Annotated in this window: 15 protein-coding genes; 7 read left to right on the top strand and 8 right to left on the bottom strand. The window is 72.0% G+C overall.

Translation table 11 applies throughout. From position 1 onward, the window contains the following. Positions 1–172 precede the first annotated feature (172 nt). Both P8T65_RS04465 and P8T65_RS04470 read right to left on the bottom strand, forming a co-directional pair. On the bottom strand, positions 173–1,666 hold the full coding sequence (locus P8T65_RS04465; RefSeq protein ID WP_316724092.1) for an ABC transporter substrate-binding protein: 1,494 nt from the start codon (positions 1,664–1,666) through the stop codon (positions 173–175). Between the two features lie 82 nt (positions 1,667–1,748). Next, the gene (locus tag P8T65_RS04470; RefSeq protein WP_316724093.1) at positions 1,749–2,357 is read right to left on the bottom strand and encodes a GNAT family N-acetyltransferase; all 609 of its coding nucleotides are present in this window, start codon (positions 2,355–2,357) and stop codon (positions 1,749–1,751) included. Positions 2,358–2,525: 168 nt separating this feature from the next. Here P8T65_RS04470 and P8T65_RS04475 point away from each other — a divergent pair, with 168 nt between their 5' ends. The 4 genes from P8T65_RS04475 to P8T65_RS04490 all read left to right on the top strand — a co-directional run bounded on the left by P8T65_RS04475 (position 2,526) and on the right by P8T65_RS04490 (position 4,832). Then, positions 2,526–3,548, top strand: a complete 1,023-nt coding sequence (locus P8T65_RS04475) for a Ppx/GppA family phosphatase (protein ID WP_316724094.1) — start codon at positions 2,526–2,528, stop codon at positions 3,546–3,548. A gap of 91 nt (positions 3,549–3,639) precedes the next feature. Further along, positions 3,640–3,906: a hypothetical protein gene (locus tag P8T65_RS04480; RefSeq protein WP_316731957.1), complete on the top strand. Its 267-nt coding sequence runs from the start codon at positions 3,640–3,642 to the stop codon at positions 3,904–3,906. A gap of 186 nt (positions 3,907–4,092) precedes the next feature. Further along, positions 4,093–4,542, top strand: a complete 450-nt coding sequence (locus tag P8T65_RS04485) for an STAS domain-containing protein (protein WP_316724095.1) — start codon at positions 4,093–4,095, stop codon at positions 4,540–4,542. Positions 4,543–4,640: 98 nt separating this feature from the next. Further along, a complete protein-coding gene (locus P8T65_RS04490) occupies positions 4,641–4,832 on the top strand; it encodes a hypothetical protein (protein WP_316724096.1) in 192 nt (63 codons plus the stop codon). Between the two features lie 262 nt (positions 4,833–5,094). Here P8T65_RS04490 and P8T65_RS04495 read toward each other — a convergent pair whose 3' ends face one another. Beyond that, the gene (locus tag P8T65_RS04495; RefSeq protein ID WP_316724097.1) at positions 5,095–5,529 is read right to left on the bottom strand and encodes a protease inhibitor; all 435 of its coding nucleotides are present in this window, start codon (positions 5,527–5,529) and stop codon (positions 5,095–5,097) included. A gap of 423 nt (positions 5,530–5,952) precedes the next feature. Between P8T65_RS04495 and P8T65_RS04500 the strand changes: the two genes are divergently transcribed. Beyond that, positions 5,953–7,119: a lactate 2-monooxygenase gene (locus tag P8T65_RS04500; protein ID WP_316724098.1), complete on the top strand. Its 1,167-nt coding sequence runs from the start codon at positions 5,953–5,955 to the stop codon at positions 7,117–7,119. Between the two features lie 241 nt (positions 7,120–7,360). Here the strand turns inward: P8T65_RS04500 and P8T65_RS04505 are convergent, their stop codons facing one another. The 4 genes from P8T65_RS04505 to P8T65_RS04520 all read right to left on the bottom strand — a co-directional run bounded on the left by P8T65_RS04505 (position 7,361) and on the right by P8T65_RS04520 (position 12,715). Continuing rightward, on the bottom strand, positions 7,361–9,184 hold the full coding sequence (locus tag P8T65_RS04505; RefSeq protein ID WP_316724099.1) for an RICIN domain-containing protein: 1,824 nt from the start codon (positions 9,182–9,184) through the stop codon (positions 7,361–7,363). Positions 9,185–9,757: 573 nt separating this feature from the next. Continuing rightward, on the bottom strand, positions 9,758–10,135 hold the full coding sequence (locus P8T65_RS04510) for a toxin Doc (protein WP_184902697.1): 378 nt from the start codon (positions 10,133–10,135) through the stop codon (positions 9,758–9,760). Between the two features lie 3 nt (positions 10,136–10,138). After that, positions 10,139–10,384 carry a hypothetical protein gene (locus P8T65_RS04515; RefSeq protein WP_316724100.1) on the bottom strand — a complete coding sequence of 82 codons (246 nt, stop codon included), beginning with the start codon at positions 10,382–10,384 and terminating at the stop codon, positions 10,139–10,141. A gap of 87 nt (positions 10,385–10,471) precedes the next feature. After that, complete coding sequence (locus P8T65_RS04520) at positions 10,472–12,715, bottom strand: glycoside hydrolase family 9 protein (protein ID WP_316724101.1); 2,244 nt, start codon at positions 12,713–12,715, stop codon at positions 10,472–10,474. A gap of 696 nt (positions 12,716–13,411) precedes the next feature. Here P8T65_RS04520 and P8T65_RS04525 point away from each other — a divergent pair. Both P8T65_RS04525 and P8T65_RS04530 read left to right on the top strand, forming a co-directional pair. Beyond that, complete coding sequence (locus tag P8T65_RS04525; protein WP_316724102.1) at positions 13,412–15,826, top strand: SpoIIE family protein phosphatase; 2,415 nt, start codon at positions 13,412–13,414, stop codon at positions 15,824–15,826. A gap of 156 nt (positions 15,827–15,982) precedes the next feature. Next, complete coding sequence (locus tag P8T65_RS04530; protein WP_316724103.1) at positions 15,983–17,242, top strand: SLC13 family permease; 1,260 nt, start codon at positions 15,983–15,985, stop codon at positions 17,240–17,242. A gap of 62 nt (positions 17,243–17,304) precedes the next feature. Here P8T65_RS04530 and P8T65_RS04535 read toward each other — a convergent pair whose 3' ends face one another. Next, positions 17,305–18,264, bottom strand: a complete 960-nt coding sequence (locus P8T65_RS04535) for a helix-turn-helix domain-containing protein (RefSeq protein ID WP_316724104.1) — start codon at positions 18,262–18,264, stop codon at positions 17,305–17,307. Positions 18,265–18,269 lie beyond the last annotated feature (5 nt).

Genomic DNA, 18,269 nt, shown 5'->3' on the forward strand with positions numbered 1-18,269 from the left:
GCATCGAGGCCGAGTTCGTCGCGTACGGCCGCCAGGACCTCCGGCGTCGGGTCGCGTTCGGCGGAGCGTGCCTTGAGGACGGTGAGCGCCGGGTCGGTACTCGACAGCCAGGGCAGCAGGCCGATGCCGCACAGCAGTCCCGCGGCGAGCAAGGTCCGCCAGAGTGCCCGTGTCAGCGCCGGGTCCCCGTTCCGACCAGCGTGCGCTCGTACGGGTCGAGGATCACGCCCCGCACCGATGCGCCGACGCCGGTGATGATCCGCTGGTGGACGAGCGGGACGGTGGCGTCGGTGCCGAGGATCGCGGCCTCGGCGTTCATCGCCACCCGCTGCCGCTGCGCGGTGTCCGACTCCTTCTCGGCGGCGGCGACGGCCCGGTCGACTTTCTTGTCGCAGAGCAGCGCGAGGTTGTAGCTGCCGTCGCAGGTGAAGTCGCTGGCGAGGATGGAGACGGGGTCGCCGGTGTCGAGCAGGGAGTTGCGGGCGCCGACGAAGGCGTCGAACTTGCCGGCGAGGGCGTCGCTCTCCAGCCGCGAGTACTCGCGGGCCTCCAGTTTCACCTCGAACCCGGCTTCCCTGAGCTGCTGTTGCAGCACCTGGGCGACCTCGGGCAGTTCGGGCCGGTTGTCGTACGTGGCGAGGGTGACGGAGGTGCCGTCGGGGTCGCCGGCCTTCGCGCGGCCTGCCGGTTCGACGCGCTGGGCGGCGGCCCAGGTCACGGCGGGGCCGAAGATGCCGACTCCGGCGTCGGCGTGGCCCTCGTACACGTCGTCGGCGAGGAGGGAGCCGTCGACGGCACCGCGGGCGGCGGCCCGCAGCTTCGGGTCCTTGAAGGCGCCGGACTCGGTGTTGAGCAGGAGGCTGGTGGTGCGGGTGGTGGCCGTCTCGCGGCGGGTGCCCTTGTCGAGGGTGGATGCCTGCGACACGGGGACGGCCTCGGCGATGTCGACCTGGTCGGTGCGCAGCGCGTTGGTGCGGGCGGAGCCGTCGGCGATGAACCTGGCGTCGATGCCGGTGGCCTGGGCGCGGCCGCCCCAGTAGGCGTCGAAGCGGTCCAGGGTGGCGGCGGTGGTGCCGGTGACCTTGGTGATCTCGAAGGGGCCGGTGGCCGTGCCGACCGGGTTCACGCGTGTGTCGCGGTAGGCCTTGGCGGACAGGATCGCAAGGCCGGGGCTGGTGAGCCGCAACGGCAGTGCGGGGTCGGGGTCCTCGGTGGTGACGCGCACGCGGCGGTCGCTGTCGGCCTTCGCGGTGAGTGCGGTGCCGGAGAGCGCGGCGGTCACGGGCTCGGCCTCGGTGGCGCGGGTGAGGGCGGCGGCGACGGTGACCGGAGTGACCTCGGTGCCGTCCTGGAAGGTGGCCTCACGCAACGTGAAAAGCCAGTTCCGGTCGTTCTCGCGGGTCCAGGACTCGGCGAGCGCGGGGGCCGCGATGCCGTTGGCGTCCAGCTTGGTGAGGCCTTCGGTGACGCCGAGGCGGCTGAGGAGGGTGGCGTCGGCGCCGTAGGGCGAGAAGTTCTCGGCGGGCGGGAAGGCGAGGGCCACGCGCAGTCGTGCGCCGTCACCGGACGCGTCGTCCGCGCTCCCCCCGTCCGAGGCGAAGCAGCCGGTCAGCAGGGGGGCGATGAGCAGGCCGGCGGCGGCGCGGCGGCGGCGGGGAGAGCGCATGTCCTTGGTTCTCTGTAGGGGGCGGGCGACGGGACGCGGAGCGACGGGATGGTCCGCGACGCGGATTACATGACAATGATTTTCATCTGATGGACGGGGGGCCGACCGCCACGGGCGCGGGCCCGGGCACGGAGACGGGCGCGGAGACGGGTGCGGGACCTCGCACCGGCACCGGCACCTCGAAGTGCACCACCCGTTCCCCGGTCGTCTCGCGCTCGTCGCACACGGCCGCACCCTGCGAGCGCCAGAAGTCCTCGGCGCCGGGCACCCCGGGGTCGGTGTGCAGGTAGACGGAGCGGTAACCGCCGTCGGCGGCCGCGAAGTCCAGCAGCGCGGAGACCAGCCGCCGGGCCAGCCCACGGCGCCGGTGCTCGGCACGGACGTACACCCGGCGCAGTTGGGCGGTCTCCCCGGACGGGTAACGCTCGGCCAGCCAACGGGGGTTGGGCGGATGGGCGGGCCCGCGGGAGTCCAGCGCGCCCGTGGCGACGACCGCGCCGTCCCGCTCGTCGACCGCCACCAGGAGCACATGCCGGTCGGGGGCGACGTACGCCGCCCGCAGATCGATGATGTCGCCGTGGCAGCGCGGCACATAGCCCGTGCCGAAGTCCCGGTAGACGGTGTCGAGCATCACCGCCCGCGCGCCGTCGAGTTCTTCGGGCCCAGCCACCCTGATGTCATAGTCATGCACCTGCACATTATATGCAATAAGCCGGATCATTCCGATCAGGGGTTCGGGTCGCCACCCTTCGGACGGGGTGGTGCCCTGCGGCGCGCGGGCGGCCTGGATGCGACGGTGTGCCACCGGCCGCCGTACGGGACAGGCGTGTTGAGGCCACTACCGGGTACTCCGGAGGTCATGCGGATGAGCGTGGTGGATGTGGGATCGAACACCGTACGGCTCGTGGTGGCGGACGCCGAGGGGGGTGTGCCGCTGCCGGTGCACACCGCCAAGTGGCGCCTGCGGCTGTCCGAGCAGGTTCCGCCCGGGGGTGATGTGCCCGACGAGGCCGTGCAGCGGCTCTGCCGGGCGGTAGCGGCCGCGGCGCGGACCGCGGAGAGATGGGGGGCGGCGACGCCGCTGGCGTTCGCGACCGCCGTGGTGCGGTCCGCGCCGAACTGCCGAAAGGTGCTGCGCACGGTGCGCGCGGAGACCGGCGTGCCGATCTGCACCCTGCCCGGCGAGGTGGAGGCCGAACTCACCTTCCTCGGGGCGCGGCGGTGGATGGGCTGGCGGTCGGGGCCGCTGGCCCTGCTGGACATCGGGGGCGGCTCGCTGGAGGTGGCCTTCGGGCGGGGGCGACTGCCGGACTTCGTGGCCTCGCTACCGCTGGGGGCGAACCGGCTGACGCACGAGTTCTTCCACGGGCAGGACCCGCCGTCGGTGGAGAGCATCAAGGCCCTGCGCCGCAAGGTCCGTCATCAACTCCGGGACGTCTCGGCCCGTATCCGTTGGGAGGGACCGCGCACCGCCGTGGCCACCTCGCGCACCTTCCAGCAGCTCTCCCGGCTGTGCGGATCCGCGCCGGGCCGCCATGGCCCCTTCGTGGAACGGGAGTTGCGGTGTGCGGACCTCGGCGAAGCCATCACCCGGCTCGCCGCCCTGCCCGCGGCCCAGCGATCCGCCCTGCCGGGCATCTCCGCACCTCGGGCGACACAGAGCCTCGCCGGGGCACTGGTCGGGCACACCACGATGAAGCTCGCCGGCTTGAAGAGCGTGACGATCTGCCCCTGGGCGATCCGCGAGGGCGTTCTGCTGCGGCACATCGAGGACGGCCCGGCGTGGTGGTCGGAGGTGACTCGGGACGTCGAAGCCACCAGGTCGGCCGGTGCGAGCACGCCGGGCGCGGTGCCCCTGCGCATCGCGGCCCCGGCCCGCTGACCGCACCCGGCCGACCCGGCCGGCCCGGCCGCATCTCGGCTCACCCGCCTCGCTCCACCTCATCCCCTCGCCGCGCCGAAAGGAGCCCTCCATGAACCACCACGACGAGCAGAACCCGGACCACACGCGTGACCAGCACGGCAAGCACAGCAAGCACAGCAAGCACGGTAAGCACAGTGAGCACGACCGGCGCGGCGGGAGGAACGAGCCCGACACTGCACTCGACGAGGTCCTGCGCGAGGCGGAGCGGGCCGAGACGGACGTCACCGGCGCCGAGCGGCGCCGCCACGACGGGGAGGCGGGCGACGCGATCACACCCAACGAGCGGGCCCAGGAGGAATCCTCCCAGCACGACTAGTACGCCCCACGGGAGCGCCGGGGGCGCTGTCGACAGCAACCCCCGGCTGAATGTCAATACCGCTGGCAGCAATTCACCTTTTCGAGTGTCGTAGATCTTGCGCCGGGCGCGAAAGGGATGGCGCGCCCCGCGCCGGGGTAGCTAACCGGATCCGATGCGCCCTACCCCTGACAAGGTGGAGCCGCCATGACGCCGGATGCCCATGACCGTGCCGCCCCTCATCCCGAGGACACGGCCCCCGAGTCCGGAGCCGGGGCCGCGCCCGGGGCCGTGGCGGACAATCCCTACGCCCGCGCCCGACGGATCGGCCCCTTCGCCGTCATCGAGGTCTCGGGCGAGATCGACCTGGCGTCGGCGGGGTCCCTCGCCGAGCACTTGATGGCCGCCGTGACCGGGGCAGCCCCGCCGGACGTGCTCGTCGACCTGCGCCACGTCTCCTTCTTCGACTGCTCGGGGCTGCGCGTGCTGTGCAGGGCGGAAGCCACGGCCAGGTCGCGCGGCGGGCGACTCCGCCTTGTCTCCGACCAGCCCCGGATACGCCAACTGCTGCGCGGCGCAGGCCTGTTGGGCCGCTTCCCGCCCTTACCGGACATCCCGCCCGCTCCCCCGCCTCCGCGACGGCCAAGTCTCAACTAGCGGTTCAATGAAACGATTGAAGGACCTGCGGCGGGCACACACCGTTCCGGCGGACACCGGCGCGGAATCCGAGCGACACAGAAGTGGAGACGCGCGAAGTGAAGTTCCTTCTCGAAGTCGACCTGGACAGCACGGCCTGGGACGAGGCCACCACCGTGCAGGAGTTGGAGCGCATCCTGCGCTACTGGGGCGGCAACCTCCGACACTGCGAGATCGGCCCCGGGGACGGACAGCCCCTGTACGACTCCGGCCACCAGGAGGTCGGCCGCTGGACCGTCACCGCCGAGTGACGGTCGGCCCCCGGGCATGATGCCGGGGGCCGGCCCGCGGCCCCACTCCGCTTCGGCCGGCCCCCGAACGGGGATCGCGTGACACTCCGTGACAGGGCTCGCGCTCCCCAGCCACGAGCCCTCGCTCATCACTCACGGGGCCACACAACCCCGGTCTCTCGGCCGCCGTCGGCGACCGTGTCCTACGGGACGTTCACGTCGTACGGGAGGTACAGGTCGTACGAGGTTCAGGTCGTACGAGAGCTACAGGCCGTACGGGGGTTCAGAAGGAGTAGAGAACGCTCGCGGCGGAGTCCTTCAGACACTCGTTGGCGAAGGTGCGCTCGTACGCGACGCGCTTGCCCTGCCAGACGCCGTGCACGGTGACGATCACCGGGTCGTACTGCTTGGTGCACATCGCCCCGGCGTTGGCGCTCAGGGCGTCGAAGTCACCGCCGCTGTCGCGGAGTTCGGCGCAGGCGTCGACGGGCGCCGGATGGGTGCCGCCGGGCTTCGGCGCGCAGCTCAGGGTGACCGCGCGTTCGGGGGTGACGGCGGCCGAGTCCTCGCCATGGCCCACGGTCAGCACCAGGGCCGACGGGGCGTAGAGACTCTTCGCCACGGGCGCGGGGTCCGCGAGCGCGGGCCCCGCGAAGGGGCCGCAGACAGCGGCGGCCGTCAGGGTGAGAGTCGCTGCCAGGCGCGCGGTCTTCGGCATGGTGTGCATCCTTCCGCTCTGCAGGAATGCCCGGACGGCTCCGCCACATCGGTCGCGTGTACGAAGCCGGCCCGGACGGTGCCGGTTCGGCGAGCGCGAGTCTGCCGGGTCCCCGGCCGGAACACACATCGACCCCACAGGTTTCGGTAACTTTGAGTGTTGAATCAGTGGCTCGAAGTCACAGAATTCGAACATGCAAACCCCGATTCTGAGCGGTTCTCGATCGCCCCATGATCATGAATGGCCGGATCTCCACGGCTCGGCAATCGGCCTGAAACATTCCGCTTCGGCTCACGACAACCGCCCGAACGGGCCTGGGCCGGGCGACCATCAAGCGTGCGGAACGGTGGACGGCGCGTGTTCGGGTCGCCAGGATCGTCGGCGACATGGGGCGTTCTCGACGGTGATGGGCAGGGCCGACGCATGGCGAAGCACTGGGCGGACTTCCAGTACGAGATCTACCTGGGCGGAATGGGCGGGACCGTGCCCCGGCTGCCCACCGACCTGACCCGGCTGGAGGAGCTGGCCGCACACCGGCTCGGTGCCGGCCCCGTCGGCTATGTGGCGGGCAGCGCGGGCAACGGCAGCACGGCCCGCGCCAACCGGGAGGCGCTGGAGCGGCACCGCATCGTCCCCCGGCTGCTGCGGGACGTGGGCGAACGCGATCTGTCCGTGGAGGTGTTGGGCCGTGCGCTGCCGGCGCCGGTGGCGCTCGCCCCGGTGGGTGTGCTGTCGATCGTGCACCCGGGGGCGGAGCCGGCGGCTGCGCGGGCCGCCGCCGCGCAGGGCGTGCCGTACATCCTGTCCTCGGCGTCCAGCACGCCCCTGGAGCAGGTCGCGGAAGCCATGGGGGACGCGGAGCGCTGGTTCCAGCTGTACTGGGCGAAGGACCGTGAGGTCACTCGAAGCTTCCTGGAGCGGGCGAAGGCCGCCGGGTACTCCGTGCTCGTCGTCACCCTCGACACGCCGTTGCTCGGCTGGCGGCCCCGCGATCTGGACCGGGCGTATCTGCCGTTCCTGCACGGCGTCGGCACCGCCAACTACTTCACCGACCCGGCGTTCCGGGCGGGGCTCGCCAAGCCGGTCCACGAGGATCCGAACGCGGCTGTGCTGCACTTCGCGGGCATGTTCGGCGATCCCGGCAAGACATGGCCCGACCTGGCGTTCCTGCGTGAACACTGGGCCGGGCCGATCGTGTTGAAGGGTGTGCTCCACCCGGACGACGCGCGGCTCGCCGCGGACGCGGGGATGGACGGGGTGGTCGTGTCCAACCATGGGGGGCGGCAGGTGGCGGGGGGTGTCGGGGCCGCGGACGCGCTACCGGGGGTGGTCCGGGCCGTGGGTGAGCGGATGACCGTGCTCTTCGACAGTGGGGTGCGTACGGGTGATGACGTCTTCAAGGCGTTGGCGCTGGGGGCTGCCGCCGTGTTGGTGGGGCGGCCGTATGTGTACGGGTTGGCGCTCGACGGGCAGGTGGGGGTGGAGCATGTCATTCGGTGTCTGCTCGCCGAGTTCGATCTGACGTTGGCGTTGGCCGGGCATCGGGGGCCGGGGTCTGTGGGGCGCGACAGCCTCGCCGGGGGTGCCTGACGGCTTTCTCGCCCCCGCCGCCCCTACCCGTCCCCTCCCCACTCTCGGCTTCGCTTGAGCGGGAGGTGCCCCCACGAAGGGGCTGCGCCCCTTCGACCCCCACGCGTCCCTCCGGTGGGGCTTCTCGCGCAGTTCCCCGCGCCCCTTGAGGGCCTGCGGCCACTCAGGGGCGAAAAGTACGGGGCTCAGCCCCTGCTTTTCAGGGGCGCGGGGAACTGCGCGAGAAGCCCCCAGCCCCTTCCTACAGGCCGAGGCCGGTCAGAAGCGCCGGGACGTCCGCGGACGTCAACTGCGCCCCCGGCTCCGAACCGTCCGCGTTCCCGTCGTCGCCCACCGACATGATCGAACCGCCCTGCTCCGCCTCGGCCTCCGGCGGCGTGTACGGCGACGGTGTGTCGGACTTCTTCGATTCCGGGACCGGGGAGGCGGCCGTGTCCGGTTCCTCGGAGACCGGCTCGGTCTCGGGCGTGGGTGCCTCGGAGCCGGAGACCGAGAGGGACTCGGGGCTGGCGGTCACCCCGTCGGTGAGCCAGCGCTGTGTGGTGGAGCCGTCCCGGACCTTGACGACGATGTCCGCCTTGGGCTCGGTGGCGATGGGGGCCATGGCGAGCCCCTCGCCCCAGCGGGGCAGCAACTCGCCCTGGACACTGAAGTCGTAGCGCACGTCGTCGGCCCGCCCGGAGTCCTCGTCCGCGCAGTTGCCGAGGACGACGACACCGGCGTCCACCTGGGAGTCCAGGCAGAGTTCGGGGTTGGCGACACTGCGCAGCAGCCCGTCCTCCTCGTAGGACCACTTCTGGGTCCAGCCCGAGTCGCACACCGCGAGTTCGGTCGAGGCGCCCTTGACCGCCTTGCCGCCCTGGATGTCGAGGCACAGGTCGGCGGCCTGGTTGCGCAGCCGGGTCTGCTGGGGGGCCGTGGGCTGTCCGGCCGAGGACGGCGAGGTCGGCGAAGCGCCGCCCCTGGTGGCCTCGTTGCCGGTGTCCGGCGCGGTGGCGACGCCCCCGGTGGCGCTGGTCGAGGCGGTGGGGTCCGCGCCGCTGCCGTCGTCCGAGAGGAACGCGGCACCCAGGACGGCCGCGAGCAGGGCGCCGGAGGAGACGCCGACGGTGATCAGGGCCCGGGGGTTGCGCGCTCCGGAGGTGAGGCGGCGGCGCTGCGCGGGGATCTGGGAGAGCAGTCGGTGGCGTCCGCCGCTCCCCGGACGTCTCGACGCGCCCTTCTGCGGCATCCGGCCGGGCCGGGAGTCGAGGTAGCGCCGGGCACCCCAGCCGAGTACGGCTTCGGCGATGACCCCGCCGAGTCCGCCCTCGAAATGGCTGAGTTGTTCGGCCGCGTAACGGCAGTAGCGGCACTCCAGCAGATGCTGCTGGACGTCCGGCAGCAGAGCGCCACCGCGGCGAATGGGCACGTCCAGCAGCCGGTTGTAGAAGCGGCAGTCCTTGGACGGCGCGAGTTCCCGGTGAGCGCGGACACAGCCCTCACGGAATTTGTCGCGGGCCTGCTCCAGGGTGGCCTCCGCGCTGTCGGCGTCCAGCCCCAGCAGACCAGTGGGTATGGTTATCGTTTCAGCTTCTACCTCAGTGTGCCACAGCAGGCACTGGGCGACCGCCGGGAGGGCCTGGAATGAGCGCTCGATGAGCTTGCGGTTTTCCGGCGTCATGGACTTCGCCGCCCGCATACCGCGCCCGCCGGCGGGCTTGCGCAGATCCGACAGCGCGCCGGAGACACCCCCTTCCGCGGACCATTCCTTGACGGTGTCGCGGGCCGCCACCAACAGCCGCGGCCGCAGGGCCACACCCGACTCGCCCCGCATCAGCCCGTCGAGCACCCGGTGGAAGGCGGTCGCGGTGACCATCGAGGCGACCTGCGACGGGGTGGCGAGACAGATCGCCGCGTAGTCGTGGGTCGACTGCCAGTGCCGCGCCATCAGCAGGGCGACGGGATCGCCGGTGCCGCCCTCCGGCCATCCCCTCAGCCGGGCGGCGAGGGTCTCGTCGGACTCTCCGGGCACCGGGCCGGGCGCGGGCGGAAAAGTGGGGCGGGGAGGGTGGGGGGTGTGCACAGAGCGGGTTCCTTCCAAGGCAGAAGATGGCACACGGAGTTGTGACCGCCGAAAAGGGCCCTGGATTGGTGCGTACCTTTTTGGCGGGCGCCGGGAGAGCGGCCGGAAACGAGCCACACGACAGCCGTCCCCCTTGAGCCTTTTGGGCCCTTGGGCTACCGGGAAAGTCAAGTGGCCTTTCCGGCCGGGCCATTGCCCTGCGCGGGAAGGTCACCCTTGCACAAGTTACTCATGGCTAACAAGGCACTCGTGCAACATCCGCATCACTAAAAGCAGGTCAGATGACCGGCCCCGATGCTTCCGCTTCACAGAACGAACCCTTCCGCTTCCAATTCACTCGAGGATTCAAGCACCCCGTGTGAACCGTACGCACACCCCGGTGGTCCGCGCACGCTCCCGGCGCGCCGATGGTTCGTTGTTCACTGGACCCGGCCACCTCGGAAGGCCCCGCGCGGAACGGCGGCTCTCCCGCGCGAAACGGCCGCCGACCTTGATCCTCCCGCCCTCGGTCGGCGGCCCCGGGGGAAGCGGCGCGTATCCCTCCCGCACCGGCTCGACGAGGTCTTCGCCCGCTCAGATCTGCCAGGACCGCAGCCGGTCCGCCGCCCCGTAGACATCGGTCTTCCCGGAGATCAGGTCACGCGCGAGATCCACCAGGGCCCCGTAGGGCGGGTCGATGCCGACGCCGCTGACGAACATGTAGGCCAAGGCCGTCGCACAGGCGAAACGGGCGTTGGCGGCGGGCAGGGGCTTGAGCACGGCGAGGGTGTGCAGCAGCGCGGCGGCCCGCCAGGCCGGGTCGGAGTCCACACCGAGGCGGGGCGGGTCGACGCGGTGCCGGGCCACGGCGGCGACGAGCGCCGAGAAGTCGTTGACGGTGGGCTGCTCGGGCATGACCTCTTCGTGTCGCTGGAGCAGCCAGGGCACATCGATGTGGATGACGGGGGCCATCGGTCAGCCGACCCGTCCCTTCGCCTCGGCGGCGGGTTCGTCGTCCGGGAAGGCGGCGGCGAACTCGGCGGCGTGCGCGGTGAAGAACTCCCGGAAGGCCTCCGCGCCCTCCTTCAGCGCCCGGTGCCGCACGATGTCAGCCGCGGCCGCCTCGCGCACGAGCGCCTTCATCGACGTACCGCGTTCCTTGGCCATCTGCCGCAGGTCCTCTAGCTCGCGGTCGCTGAACTCCACATTCAGAGCTGGCATGCGCCCACGGTACCGCGCGGGTACTTACCCGTAAATAACCGCAGCTCACGGGCGCTTCCGCGCGGTACCGAAGGGTGGTGCGAGGGTTCAGACCTGGTCTGCGACGAACGACGCCATACGGGCCAGCGCCGCGTTCCAGTTGATCGTGTGTTCGTTGGTCGACCAGGACTGGATGTCGTCGATGTAGCAGAACTGGCCGACGCAACCCTGGAGTTTGCTCTGCGCGAAGGGGTCCTGGATGCCCGAGTTCGGGCCGCCCGCGAGGGTGCCGGCCGGCGGGTTGGGCTGGTCCGGGTCGAGCTGATGGGCGTACCAGCGGCTGTGCTGGTTGCGGGCGTCGACCTCGCCGTAACCGGTGATGTAGGAGATGTTGAGGGCGTTGCGGCCGAAGAGGTAGTCCATGCTCTGGAGCGCGCCCTCACGGTACTTGGACGCACCGCTGATGTCGTAGGCCGTGGCGACGACGACCGCGTTGTTGAGGATCTGGTGGTTGGAGCCCCAGTCGTAGAGGTTGTTCTCCGGCGCGTACGGCATGCCGTACGGGTGGGCCTTCAGTGTGGCCAGGTAGCGGTCGGCGGCCTTGAGAACGGACTGGCGGACCTTGTCACGGCCCGGCAGCCTGTTCGGCACGGTCGCGAGGTCGAGGCGGCCCGCGGCGGCCGTGCGGGCCCAGTCGAAGCCGATGGGTCCGAAGATGTCGGCGGTGTGCACGGGTGAGGCGAGGACGTGGTCCCGGAACGCCTTCTCACCGGTGGTGAGGTACAACTGGGCGGCCGCCCAGTAGAACTCGTCGGTGACGTTGTTGTCGGCGTAGGTGCCCCCGCCGATGCCGTCGCTCTCGGAGGCGTACACGGCCGGGTGCTCCAGGGCCGCCGTCCACGCCGTGCGGGCCGCCCTCAGCGCCCTGGCCGCGAACGCGGGGTCATAGGGGCGGTACAGGCGGGCCGCCTGTGCGGCGGTGGCCGCCAGGTTCAGGGTCGCGGCGGTGCTCGGCGGATGCAGTTCGCGCTTCTGCGGGTCGTCGGCGGGCATCAGCGGCAGACCGGTCCACTGCTCGTCGTGGATCTTGTGGTGGGCCATGCCCGCGAGGGGCTTGCCCTTCGGCACCTGCATCTTGAGCAGGAAGTCCAGCTCCCAGCGGACCTCGTCCAGCAGGTCGGGCACCTTGTTGCCGCTCTCCGGGATGTTCAGCGAGCCGTCGCCGAGCTTGCCGGCCTTACCCGTACGGGCGTGCAGCGCGCGTTCGTAGGTGCTCAGCACCTCCCAGGTGGAGATGCCGCCGTTGACGACGTACTTGCCGTGGTCGCCGGCGTCGTACCAGCCGCCGGTGACGTCGAGCCGGTAGTCGCAGACACCCGGCTGGCAGGGCACGTCGCCGTCGCCCTGGTTGGGCGCCACGTCGACGTGGCCGGCGGCGCGGCCGTAGCCGGGGCGCAGGTCGTCGCGGATCGGGGTGCCGCTGCGCTGCGTGTAGTAGTACTTCAACGAGTCCAGGCGCAGGCGTTCGTAGGCGGCCGGGTCGATGTCGAACGGGCGGCTGGTCTCGCCGTCGACGACCAGGGTGAAGCCGGTGCCGCGCTTGCGGTAGGCGCCGAAGTCGATCGAGTGGACGCGCTGCCCGGAGGAGGCGTCGAGGCCGCGCGGGGTGCTCTGCCCGTGGGCGACCACGGCGCCCGAGGCGTTCTTCAACTGCCAGGGCAGCTTCGCGGCGGCGTCGGTCACCAGGGTGGCGTTCTTCGGTCCGGCGGGCAGATAGGCGACCTGGTTGACCCGCACCCGGGGCCCGGTGTCGGGCTCGTACACCTCCGGCGGCACCCCGCCGAGCAGCGACACGTCGTCCATGCAGAAGGTGAACGGGTCCGCGTTGCCGCCGACCTGGAAGCCCACCTGGCCCTGTGTGGTGTCGACGGGCGAGGTGAAGGTGTACGAGTAGCGGTCGCCCGAGACGTTCAGCTGCGGGCTGACCTCGAAGTAGGTGTCGTAGGGGGCCGCCGACAGGCCGACGATGGCCCGCAGGACGTTGCCCTGGGGCGTGCCGGAGGCGGAGAAGCTGAAGCGGTACGACTCGCCCTTGACCAGGGTGATGTCGTTCTGGCCGACGGCGGCGTCCCAGCGGTTGGTGGTGCCGCCGGGGATCTCGGCGCAGAGGCGGCCGTCGGTGAGGCCGGCGGTGACGTTGGCGGTCGTCCACCAGGGGGCGGTGGTGGTGTCGAAGGTGCCGTTCTTGACCTGTTCGACCTCGTCGGCCTGGGCGGGGCCGCCGGGCAGCGCGGTGAGCGCGGCCGCGAGGAGGGTCGTCAGGGCGAGCAGGGTGGTTCTGCGTCGTTTCACGTCTGGGCTCCTCGGGGGAGGTGGGGGCGCAGTCGGTGACGGGTGGCACGGGGACGGGTAAGCGCGTGGGAGCGCTCCCAGATGCGGACACCGGCCATGCTGTTAGAGACATGACAGCCCGTCAACGGTCCGGACAGGACTGGTTTTCCGTCCGGACCGAAGCGGCGGCTCCGCACGTGGGAGCCGCGCACCGGGGTGAACGTGGTCGCCGTGGGGCGTCGGAGGCGGCGGCCCAGTCGATCGTGGCCCCTCCACAGGGACGTACCGTCCGCCGCCCCACACCTCGACCCCGACGCCGACGGGCAGGTCGCCGGGGCGGCCGGAGCAACCGGCGTCGGTGTGCGGGTGGATGACAGCGGCCGGGCGGTCGGGCTCGAACGCGGCAGCCGGGGCGTCGACCTGCCGCGCTACGGGGTGGCCCGCACGTCACCTTCCGGTGCGCGGGAACGTTCCGGGGGAGCCGGTGGAGCGCAAGGCCCCACAAGCCATCACGGGCGATCGCGACCGAACAGATCGTGACCGAACAAAATCTGACGACCCGCCCCCAGGGACGTCCAGAGCCCCTCGCACCACTGGGCGAACACGGGTTCAGCAAATCGCGCGGGGGTACGGTTTCCCGTCCGCTTTCCCGGCGGAGCGCATAGGCTGGAATTCGCCCGTAAGCCCGTTCGGTCCGGCGGAATGGAACACGCGACGATGAGGAGCCGCAAGGTTACGCACGGTGACACCCCTGCGTATGCCCTGGACGGTGCCGCCACCGCGCGGGCGGCCATGGACGGCGACGGCACGATCGTCGAGTGGAACGAGGGCGCCAGGCGTCTGCTGGGCTGGCACGCGACGGAGATCGTAGGCCGTCCCGCAGAGGAGTTGCTGGCCCCCGGGGGTTCCTTCATGCCGCCCCCTCCGGGCAGCCGCAGCTGGAACGGCACGCTCGCGCTGCGTCACCGCGACGGGCGCACGGTGACGGCGTGGCTGCTCGCCCACCACCGGGGCCTGCGGAGTGCCGACGGCAACGGCAGCTGGCTGGTTCTCTGTCCGCTGGACGATCCCGGTCCGCTCGTGCGGGACGATCCGCTCGCGGCGGCCGTCATGTTCCAGTCGCCGTGCGCCATGGCCGTCTTCGACGACCGCCTCCGACTGCGCGGCATCAACGAGGTGATGGCGGACGCCGTGGGGATGCCCGAGGACAACCTCCGGGGTCTGCACATGTCCGAGATCCTCGGCGGCCGCCAGGGCGAGAAGCTGGAGCAGCACCTGCGCGAGGTGCTGGCCCTGGGCCGCCGCAAGGACGTGCAGACCTTCCTCCGGGCGGCCGACGAGGACCGGGCCCACGCCTGGTCGGCGGCGATCGCCCCGCTGGCCGACGATTCGGGGGTGCCGATCGGGGTCTGTGTCACCGGGCACGACATCACCGAGCAGTACCTGGCGCGGCAGCGGCTGCAGCTGGTCAACGAGGCGAGCATCCGCATCGGCACCACCCTCGACGTGCGGCGGACCGCCCAGGAGCTGGCCGACGTGTGCGTCCCCGTCCTCGCCGACTTCGTCAGCGTCGACCTCATGCAGTCCCTCGACCACGGCGACGAACCCCACGAGGGCCCGCTGTCCGCGCCCTTCACGCTGCGCCGCGCCGCCCACCAGTCGGTGACCCCCGGCTGCCCCGAGGCGGTGGTCGAGGTGGGCCACACCGATGTGTACCCGGCCACCTCCCCGCAGGCGGCGTCCCTCTCCGTCGGCCACACCATCGTGGCGACGGACCCCGCCAACACCCTCTCGGACTGGCTCGCCTGGGACCCGGTGCGCAGCCAGCGGGTCAAGGAACTGGGCGTCCACACCACGATGTCGGTGCCGATCCGGGCCCGCGGCACCACCCTCGGCGTGGCCGTCCTGACCCGCTTCAAGCGGCTCGACCCGTTCACCCCCGACGACGAGCTGCTGGCGGAGGAGGTGACGGCCCGCGCCGCCGTCTGCATCGACAACGCCCGCCGGTACTCCCGCGAACGCGAGACCGCCCTCGCCCTCCAGCGCAGCCTCCTCCCCCAGACCCTCCCGTGCATGCCCGCCCTGGAGGCCGCCTCCCGCTACCTCCCGGCAGCGCAGGCCGGGGTCGGCGGAGACTGGTTCGACGTCATCCCGCTGTCCGGGATGCGGGTGGCCATGGTCGTCGGCGACGTCGTCGGCCACGGCGTCCAGGCCTCCGCAACCATGGGCCGCCTGCGGACCGCCGTACGCACCCTGGCCGATGTCGACCTCGCCCCCGACGAGCTGCTCACCCACCTCGACGACCTCGTCGTACGGCTGTCCGCCGAGGCCGGCAGCGAAGGGGTCACCGGTGAGGTGGGCGCCACCTGTCTGTACGCCGTCTACGACCCGGTGACCCGGCGCTGCACCTTCGCCCGTGCCGGGCACCCACCGCCGGTGGTGCTGGACCCGGACGGACGGCCCATGGAGGTCGAAGTGCCGTCGGGACAGCCCCTGGGCCTCGGCGGACTGCCCTTCGAGTCCGCCGAACTCGAACTGCCCGAGGGCACGGTCATCGCCCTCTACACCGACGGCCTGATCGAGACCCGGGACCGGGACATCGACACCGGTCAGGAGCTGCTGGCGGAGGCGCTGTCCGGCCGCAAGGGCTCGCTGGACGACATCTGCCAGGACGTCGTGCAGTCCCTGCTCCCCGCGAACGGCGCCCCCGACGACGTGGCGTTGCTGCTGGCCCGCACCAGGGGGCTCCGGGCGGAGCGGGTGGCGACCTGGTCGATACCCGCCGACCCCGCGTTCGTCGCCCGGACCCGTCAGTACGTGCTGACGCAGATGGCGCTGTGGGGCATCAGCGAGTCGGCGTTCACGGCGGAGCTGGTGGTGAGCGAGCTGGTGACCAACGCCATCCGGCACGGCGCCCCGCCCATCCAGCTGCGCCTGATCCACGACGACACCACCCTCATCTGCGAGGTGTCGGACGGCAGTGGCACCGCCCCGCATCTGCGCCGGGCCAAGACCTTCGACGAGGGGGGACGCGGTCTGCTGCTGGTGGCCCAGCTGACGCAGCGCTGGGGCAGCCGGCACACCGAGGACGGCAAGACGATCTGGGCGGACCTGGCCCTGTCGGAGGAGTGAGCACGGCCTCGTTGAGGTGAGCCGGATCTCACCTCACGGTCACACGTGTGTTCGTCGAGTGTCGCCGGGCAGCTGTAGGGTGCACCAGTCTCGGCGCCGTCGAGCGCCCTGGCTCCCCCTCCCCCCCCCGCCGAAGAACGCCCCGAAAACCCTGCCGTGAACACCGCCCCCGCCGAGGTCCTGTCCGTAGTCCTGCTCGTCGTCGTCCTCGGCTGTGCGGTCGCCCGCCCCTTCGGACTGCCTGAAGCGGTGGTCGCCGTACCGGCCGCCGGGATCGCCGTGGCCGTCGGTGCCGTCTCCCTGGACCACGCCCGCGCCGAGGCCGAGCTGCTGGGCCCGGTGCTCGGGTTCCTGGCCGCCGTGCTCGTGCTGGCCAAGCTCTGCGACGACGAGGGGCTCTTCCAGGCCTGCGGGGCGTGGATGGCGCGCGCGTCGGCGGGCCGGCCCCGTCGGCTGCTGGGGGCGACGTTCGCGCTGGCCTCCGGCATCACGGCGGTGCTCAGCCTGGACGCGACGGTCGTGCTGCTGACTCCGGTGGTGTTCGCGACCGTGGCCCGGCTGGGCGCCCGCCCCAAACCTCATCTGTACGCCACCGCGCACCTGTCGAACACGGCCTCGCTGCTGCTGCCCGTGTCCAACCTCACCAACCTGCTGGCGTTCACCGCCAGCGGGCTGACCTTCACCCGGTTCGCGCTGCTGATGGCGGCCCCGTGGGCGGTGGCCGTGGCCGCCGAGTACCTGGTGTTCCGGCGGTTCTTCGCGGCCGATCTGGACGCGGCGGCACCCGCGCCCGAAGAGGCCGTCGAGGCGCCCGAGCTGCCGATGTTCGCGCTGGCCACGGTCGTGTGCACGCTCGCCGGGTTCGTGTTGACGTCCGTGCTCGGGATCGAGCCGGTGTGGGCGGCGCTGGCCGGGGCCCTGGTGCTCTCGGTCCGTGCGCTGGTCCGCCGGACCACGTCCCCGGCCGCGCTCTTCCACTCCCTTTCCCTGCCCTTCCTCGCCTTCGTGCTGGCGCTCGGGGTCGTGGTGCGCGCGGTGGTCGACAACGGGCTCGCCGACGCGCTGGGCCGGGTGATGCCGTCCGGCACCGGTCTGCTCGCCCTGCTCGGCGTCGCCGCCCTGGCCGCCGTCCTCTCCAACGTCATCAACAACCTGCCCGCGGTTCTGGTGCTGGTCCCGCTGGCCGCCCCGCTGGGCACGGGCGCCGTCCTCGCCGTGCTGCTGGGGGTCAACATCGGCCCGAACCTGACGTACGCCGGTTCCCTGGCCACCCTGCTGTGGCGGCGCATCGTCCACCAGCACGACCACGGCGTGGACCTCGGCGAGTTCACCCGCCTCGGCCTCCTCACCGTCCCGGCGGCCCTGGTGTCGTCGGTGGTGGCGCTGTGGCTGTCACTGCTGGCCTTCGGCGGCTGAGGCGGCCCGCCGTCCAGCCGCCGTCGTTGGCGCGACCGGTGTGACGGCGGGGGCGAGACCGTTCAGTCGCGGTCCCGGAGCCCCTGCCGGTACTCCCCCGGCGGCACCCCGTAGCGCTGCCGGAACACCCGGCTGAAGTGGAACGGGCTGCCGAACCCGGAGGCGGCTGCGACCCGTTCCACGGGGAGCTCGGTGGCCTCCAGGAGACGGGCGGCGTGCAGCAGGCGGGCCTGGCTGAGGGCCCGCATCGGGGAGTGGCCGAGCTGCTCGGTGAACAGGTGCGCGAAGCGGGACGGGGAGAGGGAGACCCGCTCGGCGAAGGAGCGGACGGTGTGCGGGGCGCCGGGGTCGGCGGTGATCAGGTCCTGCGCCCGCCTGATCCTCGGATCCACCCCCGACCGGCGCGGCTCGGCCCTGGCGACGGTGAGCAGCACCACCTCCTCCAGTGAGCACAGGGCGAGTTCACGGGCCGCCGTGCCGTGCGCGACGGCGACCTCGTCACGGGGTGCGAGAGCCCCGGGCGTCGACAAGGTGCCGCCTCCCCGCGACGACTCGGCGTCGGTGCGCGGGGCGGGCGGGGAGCCCTCGCCGGTCCAGCGGGCGTCCGCGAGCATGCGGCAAAAGGCCGCGTCGACCCGTTCGCGGATGCCGTCGGGGGCCGAGGGCACGGCGTACACACGGTCGGCGGTCTCGTACGGGCGCAGCCAGGCGGTCCAGGACGGGCGCGCCTGGCAGTGCACCCACCAGAACGCCCAGTGCCCGGCACCGGGCCGGACCGTGTAGTGCTGCGGCACCCCCGGGCCGAGGACCACGAGGTCACCCGGGCCGGCCGGGACCCGCGTGCCGCCCTGCCGCAGCAGTCCTCCGCCGCCCGTGGTCCAGGTGAACAGCCAGCTGTCCGCGCCGCGCGCCCGGTGCATGGCGTAGGGCGGCCGCTGGTCGAAGCGTCCGATGATCACCTGGCCCGGAGACGGATTGACGGGCGCAGCAGTCTCGGGCAGGTCGTCAGCACGCACAGGCATCCTCC

It is taken from the genome of Streptomyces sp. 11x1 (assembly GCF_032598905.1).
Lineage (GTDB): Bacteria > Actinomycetota > Actinomycetes > Streptomycetales > Streptomycetaceae > Streptomyces.

Coding starts and splice junctions, on each gene's coding strand:
- P8T65_RS04465 (WP_316724092.1), bottom strand. CDS start 1,666: ATGCGCTCTCCCCGCCGCCGCCGCGCCGCCGCCGGCCTGCTCATCGCC.
- P8T65_RS04475 (WP_316724094.1), top strand. CDS start 2,526: ATGCGGATGAGCGTGGTGGATGTGGGATCGAACACCGTACGGCTCGTG.
- P8T65_RS04480 (WP_316731957.1), top strand. CDS start 3,640: ATGAACCACCACGACGAGCAGAACCCGGACCACACGCGTGACCAGCAC.
- P8T65_RS04485 (WP_316724095.1), top strand. CDS start 4,093: ATGACGCCGGATGCCCATGACCGTGCCGCCCCTCATCCCGAGGACACG.
- P8T65_RS04495 (WP_316724097.1), bottom strand. CDS start 5,529: ATGCCGAAGACCGCGCGCCTGGCAGCGACTCTCACCCTGACGGCCGCC.
- P8T65_RS04500 (WP_316724098.1), top strand. CDS start 5,953: ATGGCGAAGCACTGGGCGGACTTCCAGTACGAGATCTACCTGGGCGGA.
- P8T65_RS04510 (WP_184902697.1), bottom strand. CDS start 10,135: ATGGCCCCCGTCATCCACATCGATGTGCCCTGGCTGCTCCAGCGACAC.
- P8T65_RS04515 (WP_316724100.1), bottom strand. CDS start 10,384: ATGCCAGCTCTGAATGTGGAGTTCAGCGACCGCGAGCTAGAGGACCTG.
- P8T65_RS04525 (WP_316724102.1), top strand. CDS start 13,412: ATGAGGAGCCGCAAGGTTACGCACGGTGACACCCCTGCGTATGCCCTG.
- P8T65_RS04535 (WP_316724104.1), bottom strand. CDS start 18,264: ATGCCTGTGCGTGCTGACGACCTGCCCGAGACTGCTGCGCCCGTCAAT.